Annotated in this window: 20 protein-coding genes, 1 pseudogene and 1 riboswitch; of the genes and pseudogenes, 14 read left to right on the top strand and 7 right to left on the bottom strand. The window is 67.8% G+C overall.

The annotated features are described in order from the left end of the window. Window positions 1-55 precede the first annotated feature (55 nt). Genes merB through AWB95_RS22395 form a run of 4 tightly spaced genes read left to right on the top strand, consistent with a single transcriptional unit; the run spans window position 56 to window position 3,160 of the window. Window positions 56-670: an organomercurial lyase MerB gene (gene merB / locus AWB95_RS22410; RefSeq protein WP_062539520.1), complete on the top strand. Its 615-nt coding sequence runs from the start codon at window positions 56-58 to the stop codon at window positions 668-670. Window positions 671-703: 33 nt separating this feature from the next. Beyond that, window positions 704-1,093: a MerR family DNA-binding protein gene (locus tag AWB95_RS22405; protein WP_062539521.1), complete on the top strand. Its 390-nt coding sequence runs from the start codon at window positions 704-706 to the stop codon at window positions 1,091-1,093. Continuing rightward, on the top strand, window positions 1,090-1,392 hold the full coding sequence (locus AWB95_RS22400; protein ID WP_062539522.1) for a hypothetical protein: 303 nt from the start codon (window positions 1,090-1,092) through the stop codon (window positions 1,390-1,392). The genes AWB95_RS22405 and AWB95_RS22400 overlap by 4 nt, the downstream gene beginning before the upstream one ends. Before the next feature lie 22 nt (window positions 1,393-1,414). Continuing rightward, complete coding sequence (locus tag AWB95_RS22395; protein ID WP_062539523.1) at window positions 1,415-3,160, top strand: DUF3556 domain-containing protein; 1,746 nt, start codon at window positions 1,415-1,417, stop codon at window positions 3,158-3,160. 60 nt (window positions 3,161-3,220) lie between these two features. Here AWB95_RS22395 and metE read toward each other — a convergent pair whose 3' ends face one another. After that, on the bottom strand, window positions 3,221-5,491 hold the full coding sequence (gene metE, locus AWB95_RS22390; protein WP_062539524.1) for a 5-methyltetrahydropteroyltriglutamate--homocysteine S-methyltransferase: 2,271 nt from the start codon (window positions 5,489-5,491) through the stop codon (window positions 3,221-3,223). 107 nt (window positions 5,492-5,598) lie between these two features. After that, window positions 5,599-5,824: riboswitch (cobalamin riboswitch) on the bottom strand. Further along, the gene (locus AWB95_RS22385; RefSeq protein WP_085168657.1) at window positions 5,823-6,473 is read right to left on the bottom strand and encodes an SDR family oxidoreductase; all 651 of its coding nucleotides are present in this window, start codon (window positions 6,471-6,473) and stop codon (window positions 5,823-5,825) included. Its footprint overlaps the riboswitch before it by 2 nt. A gap of 98 nt (window positions 6,474-6,571) precedes the next feature. Between AWB95_RS22385 and AWB95_RS22380 the strand changes: the two genes are divergently transcribed. Continuing rightward, a complete protein-coding gene (locus AWB95_RS22380) occupies window positions 6,572-7,720 on the top strand; it encodes a thiolase family protein (RefSeq protein WP_062541628.1) in 1,149 nt (382 codons plus the stop codon). Then, the gene (locus tag AWB95_RS22375) at window positions 7,717-8,505 is read left to right on the top strand and encodes an enoyl-CoA hydratase-related protein (protein ID WP_062541629.1); all 789 of its coding nucleotides are present in this window, start codon (window positions 7,717-7,719) and stop codon (window positions 8,503-8,505) included. The genes AWB95_RS22380 and AWB95_RS22375 overlap by 4 nt, the downstream gene beginning before the upstream one ends. Before the next feature lie 50 nt (window positions 8,506-8,555). Here the strand turns inward: AWB95_RS22375 and AWB95_RS22370 are convergent, their stop codons facing one another. From AWB95_RS22370 to AWB95_RS22360, 3 genes are read right to left on the bottom strand one after another with little or no spacing between them, the layout of a single operon-like run. Then, the gene (locus tag AWB95_RS22370; RefSeq protein ID WP_085168656.1) at window positions 8,556-9,566 is read right to left on the bottom strand and encodes an NAD(P)/FAD-dependent oxidoreductase; all 1,011 of its coding nucleotides are present in this window, start codon (window positions 9,564-9,566) and stop codon (window positions 8,556-8,558) included. Then, window positions 9,559-10,059, bottom strand: a complete 501-nt coding sequence (locus tag AWB95_RS22365) for an isoprenylcysteine carboxyl methyltransferase family protein (RefSeq protein WP_062540804.1) — start codon at window positions 10,057-10,059, stop codon at window positions 9,559-9,561. The genes AWB95_RS22370 and AWB95_RS22365 overlap by 8 nt, the downstream gene beginning before the upstream one ends. A 2-nt stretch (window positions 10,060-10,061) precedes the next feature. Continuing rightward, entirely contained in the window at window positions 10,062-11,147 is a 1,086-nt protein-coding gene (locus AWB95_RS22360) for a type III polyketide synthase (protein WP_085168655.1), read from the bottom strand. Between the two features lie 175 nt (window positions 11,148-11,322). Between AWB95_RS22360 and AWB95_RS22355 the strand changes: the two genes are divergently transcribed. Together AWB95_RS22355 and AWB95_RS22350 are read left to right on the top strand one after the other, a co-directional pair. Next, window positions 11,323-12,462: an NAD(P)H-binding protein gene (locus AWB95_RS22355; protein WP_062540802.1), complete on the top strand. Its 1,140-nt coding sequence runs from the start codon at window positions 11,323-11,325 to the stop codon at window positions 12,460-12,462. After that, window positions 12,459-13,181: a CPBP family intramembrane glutamic endopeptidase gene (locus AWB95_RS22350; RefSeq protein WP_062540801.1), complete on the top strand. Its 723-nt coding sequence runs from the start codon at window positions 12,459-12,461 to the stop codon at window positions 13,179-13,181. The genes AWB95_RS22355 and AWB95_RS22350 overlap by 4 nt, the downstream gene beginning before the upstream one ends. Before the next feature lie 66 nt (window positions 13,182-13,247). Here the strand turns inward: AWB95_RS22350 and AWB95_RS22345 are convergent, their stop codons facing one another. After that, a complete protein-coding gene (locus AWB95_RS22345) occupies window positions 13,248-14,051 on the bottom strand; it encodes an enoyl-CoA hydratase (protein ID WP_062540807.1) in 804 nt (267 codons plus the stop codon). An 87-nt stretch (window positions 14,052-14,138) separates the two neighbouring features. On the opposite strand from AWB95_RS22345, the gene AWB95_RS22340 reads away from it, so the two are divergent. Genes AWB95_RS22340 through AWB95_RS22330 form a run of 3 tightly spaced genes read left to right on the top strand, consistent with a single transcriptional unit; the run spans window position 14,139 to window position 17,018 of the window. Beyond that, window positions 14,139-15,212 carry a CaiB/BaiF CoA transferase family protein gene (locus AWB95_RS22340; RefSeq protein WP_062540800.1) on the top strand — a complete coding sequence of 358 codons (1,074 nt, stop codon included), beginning with the start codon at window positions 14,139-14,141 and terminating at the stop codon, window positions 15,210-15,212. Between the two features lie 55 nt (window positions 15,213-15,267). Next, on the top strand, window positions 15,268-16,020 hold the full coding sequence (locus tag AWB95_RS22335) for a 3-hydroxyacyl-CoA dehydrogenase (protein ID WP_062540799.1): 753 nt from the start codon (window positions 15,268-15,270) through the stop codon (window positions 16,018-16,020). After that, window positions 16,017-17,018: an NAD(P)H-dependent flavin oxidoreductase gene (locus tag AWB95_RS22330; RefSeq protein WP_062540798.1), complete on the top strand. Its 1,002-nt coding sequence runs from the start codon at window positions 16,017-16,019 to the stop codon at window positions 17,016-17,018. The genes AWB95_RS22335 and AWB95_RS22330 overlap by 4 nt, the downstream gene beginning before the upstream one ends. Window positions 17,019-17,165: 147 nt before the next feature. Here the strand turns inward: AWB95_RS22330 and AWB95_RS24005 are convergent, their stop codons facing one another. Further along, window positions 17,166-17,297, bottom strand: coding sequence for a hypothetical protein (locus AWB95_RS24005; RefSeq protein ID WP_099539639.1), 132 nt, complete (start codon window positions 17,295-17,297; stop codon window positions 17,166-17,168). Window positions 17,298-17,600: 303 nt separating this feature from the next. On the opposite strand from AWB95_RS24005, the gene AWB95_RS22325 reads away from it, so the two are divergent. The 3 genes and pseudogenes from AWB95_RS22325 (at window position 17,601) to AWB95_RS22315 (ending at window position 21,250) form a co-directional block, all read left to right on the top strand. Beyond that, complete coding sequence (locus AWB95_RS22325; protein ID WP_062540797.1) at window positions 17,601-19,922, top strand: MMPL family transporter; 2,322 nt, start codon at window positions 17,601-17,603, stop codon at window positions 19,920-19,922. Then, window positions 19,915-20,618 (top strand): annotated as a pseudogene (locus AWB95_RS22320) (TetR/AcrR family transcriptional regulator). The gene AWB95_RS22325 and the pseudogene AWB95_RS22320 overlap by 8 nt, the downstream one beginning before the upstream one ends. Further along, the gene (locus AWB95_RS22315) at window positions 20,615-21,250 is read left to right on the top strand and encodes a class I SAM-dependent methyltransferase (protein WP_062540796.1); all 636 of its coding nucleotides are present in this window, start codon (window positions 20,615-20,617) and stop codon (window positions 21,248-21,250) included. The pseudogene AWB95_RS22320 and the gene AWB95_RS22315 overlap by 4 nt, the downstream one beginning before the upstream one ends. The last annotated feature ends 19 nt before the right edge of the window (window positions 21,251-21,269 follow it).

Here is a 21,269-nt window from a genome sequence, read left to right as displayed (position 1 = left end):
AGTCAAGGCTTTGGGTCTTGACTCTGTACTGCGGTATCGGGTGGACGCTGGGCAAATGGACGATTTGCGCAAGACCATCGCCACATTCATCCGGCACGACGTTGCACGGTTCATGGTTCCGATGATCCGGTTAGTGGCCGAGGGCAGACCGGTTGCGCTGGAACGGCTGGCGGCCGCGTCCGGCGTTCCCGTCGAGGAGATCGAGTCGTGGCTGCGCGCACAGCCGGGAACGGATTGGGACGAGGATGGGCGCTTGCTCGGCTTCGGACTGACGCAGCGGTCGACCCGACATCGCTACATCGTCGACGGCCGAGTGTTATACACATTCTGTGCTGCCGACACGTTGATCTTCACCCCGATCCTCGGCCGGCGTGCCTTCGTCGAATCAAGCTGTCCCACAACAGGCCAATCGATCCGACTGGAGGTCACCCCCGAGGCGGTGAGATCGGTCGACCCGCCGACGACAGTCATTTCCCATGTCAACCTATGCTGCGGCGCACATGACATTCGCGGCTCATTGTGCGAGCACGGTCATTTCTTCGCCTCCGCGAATGCTGCTGAGGACTGGCGCAATGCTCACCCCGACGGGGAGGTTCGCCCGGTCCGCGAGCTTTTCGATATCGCCGTTGCTGTCTGCTGCGAGCTGGGATGGACGGCGCGAGTGCCTTGACCCTGCACTGGGGTACAGGGTTTACCGTCGGTTATGCGAACGATGGAGGTCGCCCAACAGGCCGGGGTGAACGCCCAGACGTTGCGCTATTACGAGCGACGCGGGTTGCTGCCCGATCCACCCCGCACGGTCAGCGGGTATCGCAGCTACGGGCCCGAGGTCGTGCGCCGGGTGCGGTTCGTCAAACGCGCACAGGAACTGGGCTTTAGCCTGGCCGAGATCGACGTGCTGCTTCACCTGGCCGAAGGTGGGCCGGAGTCCTGTGATGCGGCCCGGGAGCTGGCCGAGCACAAGGTCGCCGGCCTGGATGCAAAAATCGCTTCCCTGCAAGCGATGCGGGAATCGCTGAGGACGCTCATTGCCACTTGCGCCAGACCCCCAGCTGAGCGGGCCTGCCCATTGCTGGACAGCTTGGACTCATGAACAGTCCCGCCCGGGACCCAATTCGAGTCCAGATCTTGCATGTCCCCGACTGTCCGCTGACGGGACAACTGCGCGACACCCTCGAGGACTGCCTGGAGCACGTCGGGTTTGCGGTAAGGGTCGAAGAGCTCGAAGGGGCCTACCCATCGCCCACGCTGGTCATTGACGGCATCGACGTGGCCACCGGTGCTCCACCGTCCCGGGAGATCTGCTGCCGTCTCGACCTACCCACCTGCGCCCAGATCGCTAGGGCATTGAACCGTGCTGCGCGACACCCCGGTTTCTCGACTTGCTTCTAGAACACGTTCTAATCTGTCGGCCATGGGATTTCTCAAGCCCGAGCTGCCGCAGATCGACATGGCCGAATGGAGCAAAGGGACGCGCTCCGAGAAGATCCGCCCGATGGCCAAGCACTGGGCCGAGGTCGGCTTCGGGACGCCGGTCGCGCTGCACCTGTTCTACGTGGTCAAAATCCTGCTGTACATCCTGGGCGGCTGGCTGTTCGCGCTGGCCACCAAGGGCATCGACGGGTTCACCGCCGTGGGCTCCTGGTGGTCGGAGCCCATCGTGTTCGAGAAGGTCGTGCTCTACACCATGCTGTTCGAGGTCGTCGGGCTCGGCTGCGGGTTCGGGCCGCTGAACAACCGGTTCTTCCCGCCGATGGGCTCGATCCTGTACTGGCTGCGACCCGGCACCATCCGGCTGCCACCGTGGCCCGGCCGCATCCCTCTCACCGCGGGCACCGCACGGACCCCGGTGGACGCCGCGCTGTATGCGGCGCTGCTGGTGATGACGCTCTGGGCGTTGTTTTCCGACGGCACCGGCCCGGTCCCGACGCTGGGCACCACTGTCGGTCTGCTGCCGATGTGGCAGATCTGGGCGATCCTGGGCCTGTTGGCCGTTCTCGGCCTTCGCGACAAGGTGATCTTCCTGGCCGCCCGCGGCGAGGTGTACGCGTCGATGGCGGTGACGTTCCTGTTCGGGGGCGCCGACCTGATCGTCGCGTCCAAAGTCGTGTTCCTGGTCATCTGGATGGGCGCGGCCACATCGAAACTCAACAAGCACTTCCCGTTCGTCATCTCGACGATGATGTCCAACAATCCGCTCGTCCGGGCGAAGCCGATGAAGCGCGCGTTCTTCGAGCACTTTCCCGACGACCTGCGGCCCGGGCGGGTGTCGCGCGTTCTGGCCCATGCCAGCACCGCGATCGAGATGCTGGTGCCGCTTGTGTTGTTCTTCTGCCACGGCGGCTGGCCGACCGCAATCGCAGCGGCGGTGATGGTGTGCTTCCACCTCGGCATCCTGACCGCGATTCCGATGGGCGTGCCGCTGGAGTGGAACGTCTTCATGATCTTCGGCGTGCTGTCGCTGTTCGTCGCCTACGCGGATCTCGGCCTGCGAGACCTGAAACACCCTGTGCTGGTGGCGATCCTGTTCGTGGTGATCGCCGGCGTCGTCGCCCTGGGCAATCTGTTTCCGCGCAAGATCTCGTTCCTGCCCGGGATGCGCTACTACGCCGGCAACTGGGACACCACGCTGTGGTGCGTCAAGCCGTCGGCCGACGAGAAAATCGCGCGCGGCCTCGTCGCGATCGCCAGCATGCCGAAGGCGCAGATGGAGCGGTTTTACGGCCAGGACCGGGCACCGATCCTGATGTACATGGGATATGCCTTCCGCGGCTTCAACACTCACGGGCGTGCCCTGTTCACCCTGGCCCACCGAGCGATGGCCGGCCACAACGAGGACGACTACGTCATCACCGACGGCGAGCGGATCTGTTCCACCGCGATCGGCTGGAACTTCGGCGACGGCCACATGCACAACGAGCAACTGATCGCCGCGATGCAGGAGCGCTGCCACTTCGAGCCGGGAGAGGTGCGCGTCGTGCTGCTCGACGCGCAGCCCATCCACCGCCAAACCCAGCAGTACCGCTTAGTCGACGCGGCCACAGGCGAATTCGAGCGCGGCCACGTCCGGGTCGCCGACATGGTGGTCCGCCAGCCCTGGGACGACGACGTGCCCGTGCATGTGGAGTCTGCGCCGCGCGTTTCCGACCGCCGAGCGTGAAGCTGGGTTCACTGTCGAGCGTGAGTGTGAACCCAACTTCACTCTCGGCGGGGAAAGCGGCTATATCTCCGCTCGCACCTGTCGCGCCGCGGCGACCATGTGCTCCAGCGACGCCGTCACTTCGTCGACCGTGCGGGTCTTGAGCCCGCAGTCCGGGTTGACCCAAAGCCGCTGCGCCGGAACGGCTTTCAAAGCTGCCCGCAGCGACCTGACGATCTCGTCGGTGCTCGGCACCCGCGGCGAGTGGATGTCGTAGACCCCCGGTCCCACGCTGTTAACGAACCCGACGGCGTTGAGGTCGTCAAGCACCTCCATGTGCGAGCGCGCCGCCTCGATCGAGGTGACGTCGGCGTCCAGGTCGGCGATCGCGCCGATCACTTCCCCGAACTCCGAATAGCACAGATGCGTGTGGATCTGGGTCGAGTCGGCCACCCCGGACGTCGCCAACCGGAACGCCCCGACCGCCCAGCGCAGGTACTCATCCTGGGCGGCGCGGCGCAGCGGCAGCAGCTCACGCAGCGCGGGCTCGTCGACCTGGATGACCTCGATTCCCGCCGACTGCAGATCGACCGTCTCGTCGCGGATCGCCAGCGCGACCTGCTGAGCGGTTTCGGCCATCGGCTGGTCGTCGCGCACAAACGACCACGCCAGGATCGTCACCGGACCGGTCAGCATGCCCTTGACCGGCTTGTCGGTCAGCGACTGCGCGTAGGTGATCCAGTCGACCGTCATCGGCTGCGGGCGTGACACGTCGCCGTAGAGGATCGGCGGGCGCACGCAGCGGCTGCCGTAGGACTGCACCCAACCGTTCTGGGTGGCGAAGAACCCGTCGAGCTGCTCGGCGAAGTATTGCACCATGTCGTTGCGTTCCGGCTCGCCGTGCACCAGCACATCGAGGCCCAGCCGCTCCTGCAACGCGACGACGTCGGCGATCTCGGCCTTCATGCGCCGCACGTATTCGTCCCGGTCGATCTCGCCGGACCGCAGCGCGGCGCGGGCCTTGCGGATCACGGGGGTCTGCGGGTAGGAGCCGATCGTGGTGGTCGGCAGCAGCGGCAGCTGCAGCCGCTCCTGCTGGCTGGCCCGGCGTTCCGCCGACGGGCCCCGCTGGGTGCCGGAAGCGACGATCGAGTCGATGCGGGCGCGGATCTGCCCGTTGTGCAGCCGGGGGTCCGAGCGGCGCGACGCCACCGCGGCATTGGAGGCAGCGATCTCGTCGGCGACGGCCTCGCGGCCGTCGCGCAGCGCCCGCGCCAACGTGACCACCTCGTGCACCTTCTCGGCGCCGAAAGCCAGCCAGCTGCGCAGGTTGTCGTCGAGATCCGTTTCCAACGCCAGCGAATACGGCACGTGCAGCGTCGAACACGACGTCGACACCGCTACATGGGCCGCCGACCCGAGCAGGGTCGCCAGCTTGCCCAGCGCCGCCTCGAGGTCGGTGCGCCAGACGTTGCGGCCGTTGACGATTCCGGCCACCAGTGTCTTGCCCGCCAGTTCAGGCACGGCGGCCACCGCGGTGTCGGGGGCGCGGACCAGGTCGACGCCGATCGCCTCAACGGGTGTGCGCGCCAGCGCCGGCAGGGCGGCGCCGGGGTCACCGAAGTAGGTGGCGACGTGGATCGCCGGCCGCCTGCTGACCGACCCCAGCGCGGTGTAGACCCGCTCGGCCAATTGAGGCGCGTCGGCGGTGATGTCGGTGACCAGCACCGGCTCGTCGAGCTGCACCCACTCGGCGCCGTTGTCGGCCACCAGCGACAGCAGCTCGGTGTAGACCGGGATCAGCTCGTCGAGGCGTTCGATCGGCGCGCGGGCGCCGTCGACCGCCTTGCTCAGCAGCAGGAACGTGATCGGTCCGATGACCACCGGACGCGCCGGAATCCCTTGCTCGCGCACCTCTTTCAACTCGGACAGCACCTTGTCGGGATTCAGCGTGAACCGGATGCCCGGCGCGATCTCGGGTACCAGGTAGTGGTAGTTGGTGTCGAACCACTTGGTCATCTCCAGCGGAGAGATGTCGTCGGTGCCGCGGGCCGCCGCGAAGTAGCGGTCCAGCTCGTCGGCGACGCCGTGTACGCGCTCTGGAAGCGCGCCGAGGAGCACCGCGGTGTCGAGCATCTGGTCGTAGTAGGAGAAGGTGTTGACCGGGACCGAGTCCAGGCCGGCGGCCGCCAGGTCCGACCAGGTATCGCGGCGCAGTGTGGCGGCGACGGATTCCAACTCGGATCGGCTGGTCCGGCCGGCCCAGTAGCCTTCGGTCGCGCGTTTGAGTTCGCGGCGCGGGCCGATGCGCGGGGAGCCGGTGACGGTGGCGGTAAACGGTTGAGCAGTCACGTGTTCGTCCTTCACTCGACATGGTGGTCATCGCCAGACGGACGCACGGCAACTACAACCGTTGCGGCCGAACGCCCATTCCACGAGGCGATGAGCCGCCGGACGCGGCGCGCCCGGCACAGCCGGCAGGTCTTCGGACTCGCAGGCGCGCACCCGTGGTGCTCCTACTGGCCGTCGCTTCCCGGTCTTTCGACCAGTGCTGATGACGGCGGTCGTTCCTGCATACCGCTGCGGGACAGTCCCGGACTCTCACCGGGTTCCCTCTCGCGACGCATTCTCAACATCGCTCGATGCCGGCATTCGTGCCGGCAGACCAGCTGCGCAGTCGAGATTACCCGGTGCCGATCGCCTCGGCGATCGGCACGTCGCCGGTGTTGAACTCGATGGTCCGGCGGATCGTCGAGTCGTCGTGCAGTGCGGCCGCCGCCACCAGGGCGACGTCCTCTCGCGGGACTTCGCGGCCGTGCGGCGCGCCACCGACCGCGATCCGGCCGGTCGCCGGGTCGAGGGTGAGCCGGCCGGGCCCCAGAATCGTCCAGGCCAGGTCGCTGGCGCGCAGGTGGGCGTCCGCCGCGGCCTTGGCCTCGGCATACGGAAAGAACGGGTCGTCTTGGGGGACACCGTGGTTCGGCCCGGCTCCGAAGTAGGACACCATCACGAATCGCCGCACGCCGGCCTGCCCGGCGGCGTCGACGACACGGACCGCGGCGTCCCGGTCGACGGCGTAGGTGCGTGCCGGGTTGCCGCCACCGGCGCCGGCGGAGAACACGACGGCCTCGTGCCCGGCGAGCAGGTAGGCCAGCGCATCGGTGTCGAGGTACTCGATATCGGCGACGACGGGCGTGGCGCCGGTCGCTGCCACGTCGTCGCTGTGGCCGGGATTGCGGAAGACCGACGTCACCTCGTCACCGCGGTCGCTCAGGATGCGGGCCAGGTGTAGCGCGACCTTGCCGTGGCCGCCGATGATCACGACACGTGCCATGGCGGCGACGCTACCCGCCGGCAGAGCACCCCCGCGGCGAGCCGTCCAACGGGTTGGTCAACAATCGAGGCACAACCCTCGTGTCAAAGGAGACCCCCATGGCTGAAGCCGTCATCGTCGAGGCAGTTCGTTCACCGATCGGGAAGCGCAACGGCGGCCTGTCCGGCGTACACCCCGCCGACCTGTCCGCGCAGGTGCTCAACGGACTCGTGCAGAAGGCCGGGATCGACCCGGAGATCGTCGACGACGTGATCTGGGGCTGCGTGATGCAAGCCGGCGAGCAGGCCCTCGACATCGCCCGCACCGCACTACTGACGGCCGGCTGGCCGGAGACCGTGCCCGGTGTCACCGTCGACCGTCAGTGCGGCTCCAGCCAGCAGTCGATCCACTTCGCCGCGGCCGGTGTGATCGCCGGGCACTACGACGTCGTCGTCGCCGGTGGCGTGGAATCGATGTCACGAACCCCGATGGGCTCCTCGCTGGCCAACGGCGGCCGGCCGTTCCCCCAAGCTTTCCTGGACCGCTACGACGGCGCGATCCCCAACCAGGGCATCGGCGCCGAGATGATCGCCGAACAGTGGGGATTCGACCGCACGACCCTCGACGAGTTCTCCCTCGGCTCCCACGAAAAAGCCGCGGCCGCACAGGATTCGGGAGCGTTCGACGATGAGATCGTCGCGATCAAGGACCAGGACGGCAATACCGTCCTCAAGGACGAGGGCATCCGCCGCGGCACGCCGATGGAGAAGATGGCCCAACTGAAACCCGCATTCAAGGAGGACGGCGTGATTCACGCCGGCAACTCCAGCCAGATCTCCGACGGGTCGGCGGCGCTGCTGTTCATGTCGGCGGACAAGGCGAAGTCGTTGGGGCTCAAGCCGATCGCCAGGGTGCACACCGCCACGCTGGCCGGTGCCAACCCGGTGATCATGCTGACCGCGCCGATCCCGGCGACCCAGAAGGCGCTGAAGAAGTCCGGTCTCAAGCTTGAGGACATCGGCGTGTTCGAGGTCAACGAGGCGTTCGCGCCGGTGCCGCTGGCGTGGCTGAAGGACATCGGCGCCGACGAGAAGAAGCTCAACCCCAACGGCGGGGCCATCGCATTGGGTCATCCGCTCGGCGGATCGGGCGCTCGCATCATGACCACGATGCTCTACCACATGCGGGACAAGGGAATTCGGTACGGACTGCAGACCATGTGTGAGGGCGGCGGCCAGGCCAACGCCACCATCGTGGAGCTGTTGTGAGCCAACCCGCGGTGCTCACCGAGCGCCGCGGCAACGTCGTGGTCATCACGATCAACCGTCCGGAGGCCCGCAACTGCGTCAACGGCGCCGTCAGTACCGGTGTCGGCGACGCGCTCGAACAGGCGCAACACGACCCCGGGGTGCGCGCAGTGGTGATCACCGGCGCCGGTGACAAATCCTTTTGCGCCGGAGCCGACCTCAAGGCGATCGCGCGCCGCGAGAACCTGTATCACCCCGACCACGGGGAGTGGGGCTTTGCCGGCTACGTGCACCACTTCATCGACAAGCCCACCATTGCCGCGGTCAACGGCACCGCGCTGGGCGGCGGGACGGAGCTCGCGCTGGCCAGCGACCTGGTGGTGGCCGAGGAGCGCGCCGCGTTCGGGCTGCCGGAGGTGAAGGTCGGGCTGATCGCTGGCGCCGGCGGGGTGTTCCGGATCGTGCAGCAGTTGCCGCGCAAGGTGGGACTCGAGATGCTGTTCACCGGTGAGCCGATCAGTGCGGCGGATGCGCTGAAGTGGGGGCTGATCAACCAGGTCGTTCCGAACGGCACCGTGCTGGACGCCGCGCTGGCGCTGGCCGCCCGGGTCACGGTGAACGCGCCGTTGTCGATCCAGGCCAGCAAGCGGATCGCCTACGGCGCCGACGACGGCGTCATACCCGACGAGGAGCCCGGCTGGGCGCGCACCACAAGGGAATTCGCGACGCTGCTGAAATCCGAGGATGCGAAGGAAGGTCCATTGGCCTTCGCCGAGAAGCGCCAGCCGGTGTGGAAGGCGCGCTAGCGGCGATCGCAAGGACGGCGAAGCCGGGCGCAGCGGGTCGGCGCCATAAGTCAGCGCGCCAGCGTGTTGACTGCCCGGCTGAAAACACCGGGAAGGGCTGCGGCCGCAGGCACAATGGCCCGCCGCGCCACGCGCGGCGTCGTACCCAGCACCAGCGCGCGGGTCAGCAGACGGTAGTCGCGGGTGATGCGTCGCCACTGGTCCTCGTAGGACAACGGGGCCTCGTTGACTATCGCGTTCACGGCTGCGGCAGCTTGCTTGACCGCCAGGCTGATGCCCTCGCCGGTCAGCGCGTCCTCGTATCCGGCAGCGTCGCCGACCAATAGCACCCGCCCGGCGACACGGCGCGAGACGACTTGGCGCAGCGGGCCGCAGCCGCGGGCCCGTCCGCGGCTGGCGCCCTGCAAGCAACGCGCCAGCCGCGGGAACCAGGCGAGTTCGGGTGGGCGGGTGGACAGGATCGCCACGCCCACCAGGTCGGGCTCGACCGGCGTCACGTACGCCTCGCCCCACGGGGACCAGTGCACCTCGACGAAGTCCGACCATGCCGGCGCCGAAAAGTGCCAGCGCACCCCGTAGCGTCGTGGTCTACCCGCCATGGCCCTGATCCCGACTGCGCGGCGAACCGCCGAGTGCAGTCCGTCGGCGGCCACCAACCACTTCACCCGCACGCCGGTCGCGGTCACTCCGGTGGCGTCCTGCTCGACGCCGGTGATTCGGGCCGAAATCCATTCGGTGTCTTGTTCTTTGGCGCGCGCCGCCAAGGCGGCATGCAGTGTCGTGCGCCGCACACCGCGGCCCGGGCCGCGGCGAAAGTGTGCCTCGGCTCGGCGGCGCCCCCTCACGTACGCGATGCCGCGAAACGGCAGGCCGGCGGGGTCGACATCCAGCGAGGCCAGCTCGGCCAGGCCGCCGGGCATCAGTCCCTCGCCGCACGCCTTGTCGATCGGCTCCTCGCGCGGCTCGGCGACGATCACCGAAAGCCCAAGACGTCGAGCATGTAACGCGGCGGCCAATCCTCCCGGCCCGCCACCGGCGATCAGCAGGTCGGCGTCATACATAGCCCAGCGCTTCGTTCTCGACCCGGATCCGCACCCTCAGCAGCAGCGCGTTGGCCACGGTGAATCCGAGGGCGGTCAGCCATGCCGTGTGCACCAACGGCAGGGCCACACCTTCGGTCACCACCGCCACATAGTTCGGGTGATGCAGCCAGCGGTAGGGACCACGTCGCACCAACGGCTCCTGCGGCAGCACGATCACCAGAGTGTTCCACCGACGGCCCAAAGTCGTCACGCACCACCAGCGCAAGGCCTGGCTCAACCCCACCACGACCAGCATCGGCCAGCCGAGCCAGCCGAAGAACGGCCGGTGCAGCGCCCACACCTCCACCCCGCAGCCGATCAGCAGCGCGGCATGCACGGCAACCATTACCGGATAGTGGCTGCGACCAAACTCCTTGCCGCCGTTGGCAAAAGCCCATTGCGCGTTGCGCTTGGAGACGATCAGCTCAACCAGCCGTTCGATGCCGATCGCCAGGATCAGCAGGTAGTACACGCCTACCAGCCGAGCAGCACGAGTTCCGAGCAGAATGCTGGACCCATGGCGATCATCAACCCGAACGAGCCCGGCGGCGGCGGGTCGGCCATGTTGGCCCGCAGCACGTCCAGAACCGACACCGACGACAGATTACCGTTGACGCGCAACGAGTTTCGGGTGTGATCAAGAGCGTCGGCAGGCAGGTCCAAGACGTTTTCGATCGAGTCGATCACCTTTGGTCCGCCGGGGTGGCAGACCCAGGTCGAGATGTCGTCGGTGGTCAGCCCGTGGTCGGCGAGGAAATTGCGGACGTCGTCGCCCAGGAATTTCTCGGCCACGGTGGTGACCTCGACCGACAACACGATCTTGAAGCCCTCGGTGCCGATCCGCCAGCCCATCACGTCTTCGGTGTCCGGGTAGATCCGGCTGCGGGTGGCCAGCACCCTTGGCCCAGCGGGTGTTCGGTTGGCGCCTTTGGCGATGACGGCCCCCGCGGCGTCGCCAAAGAGGCTGGAGGCAACGAGATTGGCCACCGAATGATCGTCGCGCTGGATCGTCAGCGAGCACAGTTCGACCGCAAGCAGCGCCGCGACGTGGTCGGGATAGGCGCGCAGGTAGTCGTACATGCGGGCGACGCCGGCGGCGCCGGCGACACAGCCCAGCCCGAACAACGGGAGGCGTTTGACGTCGGGCCGCAGGCCGATTCGGGTGGCCAGTCGGGCTTCGAGTGTCGGCACCGCGAGACCGGTCACCGTCGTGGAGAAGATGATGTCGACCTCGGAAGGTTTGATCTTGGCGGCGTCGAAAGCCGATAGCAGCGCTCGTTCGCCCAGGTCCAGGGCGACGTCGACGAAGGCGTCGTTGGCCTCGGTGAACCCGCTCAGCTCGCCGTAACGATGCAGCGGGAGCGCGTGGTGGCGGTGCTTGACACCACTGCTGGCGGTGAACCGCTGAAATTCTTCGCCGGCGAAGCCGGTCACCGCCGAGGAAATGTCGTCTTGGGTGTTGTAGTGCGGCGGAAATTCGATGGTCGCCGCTGCCAGAGAGGGGCTCGTTGCCGTGCGGTCCGCCGATGTCCGCACGCCAGGGGGGGTCACCGGGCGCATCCCGTCATCGTATCCATGTAGGGAGGCACGCTATTGGACCTTCGTTGGTTCAAATCGCGCTGAGTGGAATGCCGCGCGCTGCACTTTTACGGTGGCGCCCACCGGCCCTGCACCGCGATTCGGCCGGCTGACAGAATCGCCCCCGCGCACCCGCCGCGATCGATAGGTTGGGCTTGTGCGGATTCTTGTGACCGGCGCAACAGGCTACGTCGGATCGCGCCTGGTCACAGCGCTACTTGCGGAGGGCCACGAGGTCGCGGCCGCCACCCGTAACCCGGAACGGCTGGGCCGATTGGGCTGGTGCGACGAGGTCTCGGCCGTCGTGCTGGACGCCACCGATCCCGCGTCCGCCCGGGCGGCGCTGACTGTTGCCCGGCCGCTCGACGTCGTCTACTACCTGGTGCACACCATCGGTCAGCCCGGATTCCGCGGCGTCGACGAGGCCGCGGCGGCCAACGTCGCGGCCGCCGCCAAGAGTGCCGGGGTACGGCGGATCGTCTACCTGGGCGGCTTCGTCCCCGACGACGACGTGCTGTCCGAGCACCTGACCAGCCGGGCCGAGGTCGCCGCCGCCCTGTCCATCGACGGCGGCCCGGAGGTGGTGTGGCTGGGCGCGGCGATGATCCTGGGCGCCGGCTCGACATCGTTCGAGATGCTGCGCTATGTCGGCGACAGGTTCCCGCTGATGCCGATACCGCCGTGGATGGACAACCCGGTGGACCCCATATCCATTCGCGACGTGCTGCACTATCTGGTCGCAGCCGCCGATTTGAGGCTGGTACCGCCGGGCGCATACGACATCGCCGGCCCCGACACCACCTCCTACAGCGCGCTGCTGAAAACGTATGCCCGGATCAGTGGTCAGTGGCACACCGGCGTGCCGGTGCGCGGAGTGGATACGTCGGTGGCGTCGCGCGTGAGCGCGCTCGCCCTGCCCGTGCCCGACGGGCTGGCCGCCGATCTGGTGGAGTCGCTGGACCATCCGATGTGTGCCTCGGGCACCGGCCTGCGCGAGCTGGTGCCCGACCCGCCGGGCGGCCTGATCGGCGTCGAGGAAGCGATCAAACGGTCGCTGTCGAGCCGCGAGTCCAAGCCGGTCAACGAGTTGGCCGACCCGCATCACCTCGCCGACAGCGACCCGGTGTGGGCCGGCGGTGACGCGCTGCGCATCCGGCGGCTCGCCCAGGCCGTGACACCGTCCATTGCGCGGCCCGGTCTCGGGCTCGTCGACAGCGTCCCGGGCCCGATCGCCGGTGCATTACGCACCGGCCTCGACATGCTGATCACTCTGACCCCGAAGGTGCGTTCTGCATGACCGACCTGAGTACCCGTCCCCGCACCAGCGCGCTGCAGGAGATCCGCCGCGCAATCACGAATGTCGCTGTGCCACATCATGAACCACCGTCAGTGGTGCGACGGCGGCGCGTCGTCGTCGCTGTCGTGCTGGTAGTCGGCGCGGTGCTGTTGGGTCTGTCGATGCGGCGCCACCCGGGGGAGGCGAGCTTCTACTGGCTGACGCTGGCGCTGAGTGCGGTGTGGCTGTTCGGAGCGTTGGCGTCGGGGCCGCTGCATCTGGGCGGCATCTGCTGGCGCGGTCGCAATCAGCGCCCGGTGATCACTGGCAGCACCACCGGTCTGGTGCTGGGCGGGGTGTTCGTGCTCGGCGGGCTCATTGCCAAGCAGATCCCGCCGGTTGCTGAATTGATCACGCTCGTCATGCAATTCGCCGACCAGGGTTCGTGGCGGCTGACGCTGGCCATCGCGTTGCTCGGGGCGATCGCCGAGGAGTTGTTCTACCGCGGCGCGCTCTACACCGCGCTGGGCCGCCACCATCCGGTGCTCATCTCGACGACCATTTATGTGGTCGCCACCTTGGCCAGCCAGAACCTGATGCTCGGATTCGCCGCGATCATCCTCGGGACGGTGTGCGTGTTGGAGCGCCGCGCGACCGGCGGAGTCCTGGCGCCGATCCTGACCCACTTCGTGTGGAGCCTGGTCGTGCTGCTGGCGCTGCCGCCGATATTCGGCTTCTAGACGCCGAGCGTGCATCCAGGGCGGAAAAATCGCGCAAATCCCGCCCTCAGTACACGTTCGGCGCGATTAGCGGTCGGTGAAGTTCGGCGTGCGCCGCTGCTGGAAAGCCGTTGCGCCCTCGAGGAAGTCGTGTGAGCGCAGCAGCTTGGCCTGGCCCTGCAACTCGCGGTGCAGTGTGGGCTGCAACTCGGTGAGGGTGGCGGCGTTGATGGCTTGCTTGGTTTTGGCGAACGCCACCGCGGGCCCGGCCAGCAGTCCCGAAATCACCTTCTCCACTTCCGCTTCGAAGGTGTCGGCGGGGTAGACCGCGCTGATCAATCCGGCCGCCAGCGCGTCGGCGGCGGGCAGTCGTTCGGCCAGCAGCGCCATCCGCATCGCGCGGGTGCGCCCGACTGCGGCGGCCACCAACGCCGACGCGCCGCCGTCGGGCATCAGCCCGATCTTGGTGAAGGCGAGCATGAAAAACGCTGCGTCCGAAGCCAATACAAGGTCACAAGCTAGCGCCAGCGAGACCCCTACACCGGCGGCGGGTCCCTGTACGACGGCGACGACCGGGTGGGGCAGCGCCGTGATCGCTTGCACCGCACGATTGGCCTGCACGATGATCTCGGTTCCCGGCCCGCCGCTACCGGACACGTCGTCGGCGCTCATGCCCGCGCCGGAGGAAAAGCCTCGCCCGGCGCCACCGAGTCGCACCACCTTCACCCGCGGGTCGGTCGCCGCGTACTCCATCGCTTCGGCGATGCCGGCCAACACCGACGTCGTCAGCGAGTTGAGGCTGTCGGGGCGGTCGATGGTCACCGACAACACCTCGTCGGCGCGCGTGACAGACAGGCCCGCGACGGGCGTCAGGGCGGCTGAATCCAACATGCGGATCACCATAAGTGACCGGGATGCGGCCGCTTCGAGCGCGGCTGCGAAGATGCGAGCGGTAGGCATCGACAAGGAGGTCGTGAGATGGCGGGACCGCTCAAAGGGCTACGGGTTATCGAGTTGGCCGGTATCGGGCCGGGCCCGCACGCCGCGATGATCCTCGGTGACCTCGGCGCCGACGTCGTCCGCATCGACCGGCCCGGCGCCGGTGGCACGGACCCCATGCTGCGCAACCGCCGCTTCGTCACCGCCGACCTGAAGTCCGACGAGGGACGCGACCTGGTGCTCAAGCTGGTCGCCAAGGCCGACGTGCTGATCGAAGGGTTCCGCCCCGGAGTCACCGAACGGCTGGGCCTCGGTCCCGACGACTGCGCCCGGGTCAACGAACGGCTGATCTACGCCCGAATGACCGGCTGGGGCCAGACCGGACCTCGCAGCAAGCAGGCCGGTCACGACATCAACTACATCTCGCTCAACGGCGTGCTGCACTCGATCGGGCGCAAAGGCGAGCGGCCCGTGCCACCGCTGAACCTGGTCGGCGACTTCGGCGGCGGGTCGATGTTCCTGCTGGTCGGCATCCTGTCCGCGTTGTGGGAGCGGCAGAGCTCCGGCAAGGGCCAGGTCATCGACGCGGCGATGATCGACGGCTCGTCGGTGCTGATCCAGATGATGTGGGGGATGCGCGCGCTGGGAATGTGGTCCGACGAGCGCGGCACCAACATGCTGGACACCGGCGCCCCGTACTACGACACCTACGAATGCGCCGACGGCCGCTATGTCGCGGTCGGCGCCATCGAGCCGCAGTTCTACGCCGAACTGCTCAAGGGCCTCGGCCTGGACGCCGCCGACCTGCCCGGCCAGAACGACCGCACCCGCTGGCCCGAGCTGCGGGCCCGGCTCACCGAGGTGTTCGCCTCGAAGGACCGCGACCACTGGGCCAAAGTGTTCGCCGATTCCGATGCCTGCGTGACACCGGTGCTGGCGTTCGGCGAGGTGGAGACCGAGCCGCATGTCACCGAGCGCAACACCTTCTACCAGGCCGACGGCGGGCTGCAGCCGCGGCCGGCCCCGCGGTTTTCCCGCACGGTCCCCGACCAGCCGCGACCGCCGGGGCAGCCGGGAGCCGACACCGAAGCCGTCTTCAGCGACTGGGTATAGTCCCCAACCAACCAGTAGGTCGGCCCAGCCGTCGGCCGGAGGAAAGGAAGCTCGAGTGGAGATCAAAGACGCCGTAGCACTCGTCACCGGCGGTGCGTCGGGCCTGGGCCTGGCCACCACCAAGCGGCTGCTCGACGCCGGCGCCCAGGTGGTCGTGCTCGACCTCAAGGGCGAAGAAGTCGTCCGCGAGCTCGGCGACCGCGCACGTTTCGCGCCCGCCGACGTCACCGACGAGAAGGCGGTGGCAGCGGCCCTGGATATCGCCGAGTCGCTGGGACCGCTGCGCATCGTGGTCAACTGCGCAGGCACCGGCAACGCGATCCGGGTGCTGGGCAAGGACGGCGTCTTCCCGCTGGATCTCTTCCGCATCGTCGTCGACATCAACCTGATCGGGACCTTCAACGTGCTGCGGCTGGGCGCCGAGCGGATCGCCAAGACAGAGCCGATCGGCGAGGAGCGCGGCGTCATCATCAACACCGCCTCCGTGGCGGCGTTCGACGGACAGATCGGCCAGGCCGCCTACTCGGCGTCCAAGGGCGGCGTGGTCGGCATGACCCTGCCGATTGCGCGCGACCTGGCGAGCAAGCTCATCCGGGTGGTCACGATTGCGCCCGGCCTGTTCGACACCCCGCTGCTGGCCGGGCTGCCCGAGCCGGCCAAGGAGTCGCTGGGCAAGCAGGTGCCGCACCCGAGCCGGCTGGGCAAACCCGAGGAGTACGGCGCGCTGGCCGTGCACATAGTCGAGAACCCGATGCTCAACGGCGAGGTGATCCGGCTGGACGGCGCGATCCGGATGGCGCCGCGCTGATGCTGACGACGAAGTTCACGGAGGCGTTCGGGGTCGAGCACCCGATCGTCCAGGGCGGCATGCAGTGGGTCGGCCGCGCGGAACTTGTTGCGGCGGTAGCCAATTCGGGTGCACTGGGGTTCCTCACCGCGCTGACCCAGCCCACCCCCGCGGACCTGGCCACCGAGATCGCCAAGACCCGCGAGCTGACCGACAAGCCGTTCGGGGTCAACCTGACCATCCTGCCGACCATCAACCCGCCGCCCTACGACGAATACCGGCAGGTGATCGTCGACGCCGGCATCAAGATCGTCGAAACCGCGGGGTCCAACCCGGCGCCGCACCTGCCGATGTTCCACGACAACGGGATCAAAGTGCTGCACAAGTGCACCTCGGTGCGCCACGCGATCAAGGCGCAAAGCCTCGGCGTCGACGGGATCAGCATCGACGGCTTCGAATGCGCCGGGCATCCGGGCGAGGACGACATTCCCGGTCTGGTGCTGATCCCGGCGGCCGCCGCCAAGATCGACATCCCGATGATCGCCTCGGGCGGGTTCGCCGACGCCCGCGGGCTGGTGGCCGCGCTGGCATTGGGCGCCGACGGCATCAACATGGGGTCGCGGTTCATGTGCACGGTCGAGTCGTGCATCCACCAGAACGTCAAGGAAGCCATCGTGGCCGGCGACGAGCGCGACACCGAGCTGATCTTCCGCCCGTTGCGCAACACCGCGCGGGTGGCCAGCAACGCGGTGTCGCGCGAGGTCGTTGAAATCCTCGACCGCGGTGGCCAATTCGCCGACGTGCAGGAGCTGGTGGCCGGCGTGCGGGGCCGCAAGGTGTTCGACGACGGCGACCTCGACGCCGGCATCTGGTCGGTGGGCACGGCGATGGGCCTGATCAACGACATCCCGACGGTCGGGGAGTTGGTGGCGCGGATCGTCGCCGAGGCCGAAGACCTGATCACGGGCCGACTGGCCGACATGGTCGCCGACGACGAAGAAGAAAAGATCCCCGCTTAGTGGCGATCGCAAGCGCGGCGGAGCCGGGCACAGCGGGTCGCCACCAAAAAGTTAGGCGGGGACCAAAGCAATAGGAATATCGACAAGCAACGCATCGAGGGGAACTTCACCTCATCACGAGCGCGGCGGCCGCCGCGCTCGTCGCCGTCAAACCGCTGCGGGCAGCGGATGCCACTCGTCGAGCTGCTCCGAGGTCTCGCCTTCCACCAACACGTCGCCGTGGTAGAGAGCCTCGAAATCAACCTTGATGACGTCGGCACTTGAGTCGTCGATCCACATGTTCATGAGCGTATGGGTCACCATTAAGGAATCGTTGAGTCACGATTCGGAAAATGGTGGCAATTCTTACCGCCCGGTAGGGTCGGCTGTCGGTCTGGTGGATTGGATTTTTAGTCCGGAAATCCGGAATGACACTTATTTGGCAGGTGTATAAGCCCTAAGCTCGGCGCGACGTCCTGAATCGTGTCGGCGTTGCGGTGAACCATCCCGGGCGCCCCATCGTCTTAACTACCGGGCGACCAGGCCGTACCCATTACTTACCGCCGGTAAGTTACCGCAGCTATTTCCGGTGAGGGGACGCGCATGCTTCAGCGAACCGCTCGACTGGCCCTTGCCGCGCCGGGGAAGGTCCTCGCGGTAGCCGCGCTCGTGTTGCTGGCGGCCGCGATTTTCGGCATCCCCGTCGCCAAGAACCTCTCGGCGGGCGGCTTCCAGGACCCGACATCGGAGGCGTCGCGAGCCATCGGGCTGCTGACCGACAAGTTCGGCCAGAGTGACCAGAAGATGCTGGTCGTGGTGACCGCGCCGGCCGGTGCCGCCAGCGAACAGGCCCGCCGGGTCGGCACCGACATCGCCGAGGAGTTGAAGCACTCGCCACTGGTGTTCAATGTGACCTCACCCTGGACGTCGCCGCCGCCGGCCGCCGCCGGGCTGGTCAGCACCGACGGCAGGTCCGGGCTGATCGTCGCCAATCTCAAGGGCGGCGAAAACAACGCCCAGAAATACGCCAAGACGCTCTCGGAGCAAGTCGTCCACGACCGCGACGGCGTCAGCGTGCGCGCCGGCGGCGTGGCGATGGTGTACGCCCAGATCAACGAGCAAAACGAGCGCGATCTGCTGCTGATGGAGTCGATCGCTATTCCGCTGAGCTTCCTGGTCCTCGTCTGGGTGTTCGGGGGGCTGCTCGCGGCGGCGCTGCCGATGGCGCTGGGCGCGCTCGCCATCGTCGGCTCCATGTCGGTGCTGCGCCTGATCACCTTCAGCACCGACGTGTCCATCTTCGCGCTCAACCTGAGCACAGCGATGGGCCTGGCGCTGGCCATCGACTACACGCTGCTGATCGTCAGCCGCTACCGCGACGAGCTGGCCGACGGGACACCACGCGACGAGGCGCTGGTCCGGACCATGGCCACCGCGGGACGCACAGTGCTGTTCTCGGCGACCACCGTCGCGTTGTCGATGGCCGTGATGGTGCTGTTCCCCGGCTACTTCCTGAAGTCGTTCGCCTACGCCGGTGTGGCAACCGTCGCACTGGTCGCGGCCGCGGCGATCATGGTGACGCCGGCGGCCATCGCCCTGCTGGGGCCGCGACTCGATTCCCTGGACGTACGCCGGCTGGCGCGCCGCGTGCTGCGTCGCCCGGCCGCCGCGCGCAAACCGGTCGATCAGGTTTTCTGGTACCGCGCCACCAAGTTCGTGATGCGCCGGGCCGTGCCGATCGGTCTGGCCGTCGTCGCGCTGCTGCTACTGCTCGGCGTCCCGTTCCTCGGGGTGAAGTTCGGCTCGCCGGACGACCGGGTGCTGCCGAGTTCGGCGTCGGCGCATCAGGTCGGTGACCAGTTGCGCACCGACTTCCCCGACGACTCGGCGACTGCGGTGCCCGTCGTCGTCCCCGACGCGCGTGGTTTGTATCCGGCCGAACTGGACCGCTATGCCGCCGACCTGTCGCGGGTGCCCGACGTGTCGGCGGTGACCACCCCGACCGCGACCTTCATTTCCGGGAAGCGGGCAGGGCCCCCCGCGGCGCCCGCCGGAGTGGCCAACGGCAGTGCGTTTTTGACCGTCAACAGCACCGCGCCGTTGTTCTCGCAGGCCTCCGCTGTCCAGCTCGACCGACTGCACCAGGTGCCCGGCCCGGCCGGTCGATCCGTCGACATGGCCGGGCTGGCGCAGATCAACCGCGACAGCGTGGACGCGATCATGACCCGCCTCCCGCTGGTGCTCGGCCTGATCGCGGCGATCACCTTCGTGCTGCTGTTCCTGCTGACCGGCAGCGTGGTGTTGCCGCTGAAAGCGTTGGTGCTCAACGTGTTATCGCTGACGGCGGCGTTCGGCGCACTTGTCTGGATCTTCCAGGACGGCCACCTCGGCGCGCTCGGCACAACGTCAAGCGGCACCTTGGAGGCCAACATGCCGGTGTTGCTGTTTTGCATCGCGTTCGGCCTGTCGATGGACTACGAGGTGTTCCTGGTCTCGCGGATTCGCGAGTACTGGCTGGCTTCACCGCGTACCCGGCGGGCCAACGACAACAGCGTTGCGTTGGGGCTGGCGCGCACCGGCCGGGTGATCACTGCCGCTGCGCTGGTGATGTCGATATCGTTTGCGGCGCTGATCGCCGCGCAGGTGTCGTTCATGCGGATGTTCGGCATCGGGCTGACGCTTGCCGTGCTGGTGGATGCCACCCTGGTGCGCATGGTGCTGGTGCCGGCGTTCATGCATGTACTGGGACGGTGGAACTGGTGGGCGCCCAAACCGTTGGGGTGGCTGCATGAGCGGTTCGGGATCAGCGAGGTGGCTACCGCGCCGCCCCGGTCCGCCCCGGGGCGGCACCGCCGAAGCGCTCTGCCACTGGCCGGCACGGCGGTGCGGCACAGCGATCACGCTTCGGTGACCGAAAATGGTTAGCGTGGCCGATGTTCGGCGCCGCCGGGCGCCCCGTGGTTCGGGCGATCAGCTTCGTGAGGAAATCCTGGACGCGGCGACCGGCCTACTACTGGAAACCGGGCAAGCCAAGGCGGTCTCGATCCGGGCGGTGGCGCAACGCGCGTCGGCGTGACGTCGCCGTCGATCTATCTGCATTTCGAGGACAAGGACGCCCTGCTCGACGCGGTGTGCGCGCGCTACTTCGCCAAACTGGATCTGGAAATGCAGCGGGTGGCGGCGGGGCAGCCCTCCACCGCGGACGTGCTGCGTGCGCAGGGCCTGGCCTATGTCCGATTCGCCCTGCAGACCCCGGGGTTGTACCGGATCGCCACGATGGGCGAGTGGCGGTCCGGAAGCGACGTCGACATCGCCCTGGCCAGTTCGGCGTTCGAACACATCTGCGGGACGGTGCAGACACTGATGGACGAGGGCATCTACCCGCCCGGCGACCCGACCACGGTTGCCCTGCAGCTGTGGAGCGCCGCGCACGGCGTGGTGGCGCTGCTGATCGCCAAGCCGCATCTGCCGTTCGGCGATGTGGAAGCGTTCGCCGACCGGGTGATGCGCGCGGTGTCCTGCGGGCATATCGTGGCGGGATTGGTCGGAGCAGACGCCACGCCGCAGCAGACCCTGGAGTGGCTGATGCCGGAGAGACGTTCGGAGGGTTCAGGTTTATGACATCCGCGACGACGGTCGACAACCCGTTTTTCGCCCGGATCTGGCCTACCATCGCGGCGCACGAAACCGAGCAGATCCGTGCCTTGCGGCGGGAGAACCTGGCCGGATTGTCGGGCCGGGTGCTGGAAGTCGGCGCCGGCGTCGGGACCAATTTCGCGTTCTACCCGGAGTCCGTCGAGCAGGTGGTGGCCGTCGAGCCCGAGCCGCGGCTGGCCGAGCGAGCCCGGGCCGCAGCGGCCGAGGCGCCGGTTCCGGTTCAGGTGACCGACGCGACGGTGGAGGACTTCGCCGCCAACGAACCATTTGACGCCGTGGTGTGCTCGCTGGTGCTGTGCTCGGTGGGCGATCCCGATTCGGTACTGCGGCAACTACATTCGCGGCTTCGTCCGGGTGGACAGCTGCGGTATCTCGAGCATGTGGCCAGCGACGGGTGGCGCGGCAAGCTGCAGCGGCTGGCCGACGCGACCCTCTGGCCTCGGTTGTTGGGGAACTGTCACACCCACCGCGACACCGAGCGGGCGATCATCGGCGCCGGATTCGACGTGGACGATGCCCGGCGGGAGGCGACCTTTCCGGCGTGGGTGCCGCTGCCGGTAGCGGAGTTCGCGCTGGGCCGCGCGCGGCGGCCTTAGGTTGTATCGCCGAGACTGC

The sequence above is a fragment of the Mycobacterium celatum genome (genome assembly GCF_002101595.1).
Classification (GTDB): Bacteria; Actinomycetota; Actinomycetes; order Mycobacteriales; family Mycobacteriaceae; genus Mycobacterium; species Mycobacterium celatum.
The sequence above is the reverse complement of the archived record's forward strand: the minus strand, read 5'-3'. Positions and strand labels throughout refer to the sequence as shown.